The following is a 2,381-nucleotide window of genomic DNA, read 5'->3' on the forward strand; positions in this document are numbered from 1 at the left end:
ATCGCGGAGGCACGGCGCGTCCTCGCCGAGGCCGAGGCGCAGGCTGCGCGCGGCTCCGGGGGAGCGGATGCCGCGTCCCCGGCCGAGGAGGCGCCCGCGCCCGCGGAGCATCCGACTCCCGCCGTGTGGCGGGCCGAGCAGGAGCGCGCAGAGCGGGCGCGAGCCAAGGCCGAGCAGGACGAGGCGTACCGCCGGGACATGATCCGCCTCGAGGAGGATCGCGTCGAGGACGAGCGCCGCGAGGCGGAGGCCGAGGAGGAGCGAGCCGCCGAGCGCACGCCCGAGCGCCAGCGGCGTCGAGCCGACAACGTCCTCGCCAACCGCCTGCGCGGTCGAGGTCTCTCGCTCGCCGAGGCGAGGGAGGTCCTCGACGGTGCGGAGATCGACCCGGACATCGTGGAGGAGACGCTCGCCCGATACGTGTCCCTGCAGTACATCGACGAGGCCGCCCTGGCGGAGCAGATCCTGCACACGCACCTCGACCGCAAGGGCCTCGGCCGGCGTTCGGTCGAGATGGAGATGCGCCGCCGCAAGCTCGACCCCCTCGTGATCGAGGAGGCCATGGCCGAGCAGCCGGACGACGAGCTGGCGCGCGCCACCGAGGTCGCGATGAAGCGCGTCGGGCAGCTCTCGTCCTACGACGACGAGACGGCCGAGCGTCGGCTCACCTCGTTCCTCATGCGCCGCGGCTACGGCGGCGGCGTCGTGCGGGATGCGGCGAAGGCCGCGCTCGCGACGCGTCGCGGCTCGTCGCGCGTGCGCTTCCGCTGACCCGGGCGGCGGCGGCGCTGGCCCGCGCCGCACGTAGGATCGAGTCATCATGAGCACCGTCGCCGAGCACGTCCGCGTCGTCCCGTCCGAAGCCGACCGGCCGCGCACGTACGAGGTACGCACCTACGGCTGCCAGATGAACGTCCACGACTCGGAGCGGCTCACGGGATCGCTCGAGGCAGCGGGCTACGTGTCGGCCGAGGGCGCCGAGGCCGACATCGTCGTCATCAACACGTGCGCCGTCCGCGAGAACGCGGACAACAAGCTCTACGGCAACCTCGGGCACCTCGCCGGGGTCAAGCGCCGGCACGAGGGCATGCAGATCGCGGTCGGCGGCTGCCTCGCGCAGAAGGACAGGGCGACCGTCCTCGAGAAGGCGCCGTGGGTGGACGTGGTCTTCGGCACCCACAACATGGGCGCGCTGCCGACCCTGCTGGAGCGCGCGCGACACAACGGCGAGGCGCAGCTGGAGATCCTGGAGAGCCTCGAGACGTTCCCCTCCACGCTGCCGACGAAGCGCGATGAGATCGCCAGCGGGTGGGTCTCCATCTCGGTGGGCTGCAACAACACCTGCACGTTCTGCATCGTGCCTGCTCTCCGGGGCAAGGAGAAGGACCGCCGCCCGGGCGACATCCTCGCCGAGATCCAGGCCCTCGTCGACGACGGCGCGGTGGAGGTCACGCTCCTCGGCCAGAACGTCAACTCCTACGGCGTCGAGTTCGGCGACCGCCAGGCCTTCGGCAAGCTCCTGCGGGCAGCGGGGGCCATCGAGGGCCTCGAGCGCATCCGCTTCACGAGCCCGCACCCGGCCGCGTTCACCGACGACGTGATCGACGCGATGGCCGAGACGGCCGCCGTGATGCCGCAGCTGCACATGCCGCTGCAGTCCGGATCCGACAGGATCCTCAAGGCCATGCGCCGCTCGTACCGGTCCGAGCGCTTCCTCGGGATCCTCGACCGCGTGCGCACGCGCATCCCCGCCGCGGCGATCACGACCGACATCATCGTCGGCTTCCCCGGGGAGACGGAGGAGGACTTCCAGGAGACCCTCCGCGTCGTCGAGGCGGCCCGGTTCTCGTCGGCGTTCACGTTCCAGTACTCGATCCGCCCGGGCACACCCGCCGCGACGATGGACGAGCAGGTCCCCCCGGACGTCGTGAGGGAGCGCTACGGCCGCCTCACCGCGCTGCAGGAGCGCATCAGCCACGAGGAGAACCAGCGTGTGGTCGGCCGCACGGTCGAGGTGCTCGTGAGCGCGCACGAGGGCCGGAAGGACGGCGACACGCGGCGGGTCACCGGGCGCGCGCAGGACGGCCGCCTCGTCCACCTCGACGTGCCAGCGGGCAGCGGCGAGCCGCGCCCGGGCGACGCGGTCGAGGTCGGGATCACCCGCGCGGCGCCGTTCCACCTCATCGCGGACTCGGTCGACCAGGCGCCCCTGCGGATCCGCCGCACCCGCGCGGGCGACGCGTGGGAGCGGGCGCAGGCGGACTCCTGCGGCGTGCCCGCTCCGGGGGCCGGGGCGAGCGCGGGCGGTGCGCCGCGCGTGTCGCTGGGGCTGCCCTCCCTCCGCGTGCCGTCGGCCGCGGAGGACGGGCCCGCTCACCCGC

General features: G+C 73.4%; 2 protein-coding genes. Both read left to right on the forward strand.

All coding sequences use genetic code 11. From position 1 onward, the window contains the following. Positions 1 to 771 (forward strand): regulatory protein RecX (locus DZG00_RS14575; RefSeq protein WP_311135922.1); only part of this gene is annotated, 771 nt, incomplete at its 5' end. Between the two features lie 49 nt (positions 772 to 820). Further along, positions 821 to 2,381, forward strand: a 1,561-nt coding sequence (gene miaB / locus DZG00_RS14580) for a tRNA (N6-isopentenyl adenosine(37)-C2)-methylthiotransferase MiaB (RefSeq protein WP_119455775.1), incomplete at its 3' end; no start/stop codon positions are given.

This window comes from Clavibacter lycopersici (assembly GCF_003576405.1).
Classification (GTDB): Bacteria; Actinomycetota; Actinomycetes; order Actinomycetales; family Microbacteriaceae; genus Clavibacter; species Clavibacter lycopersici.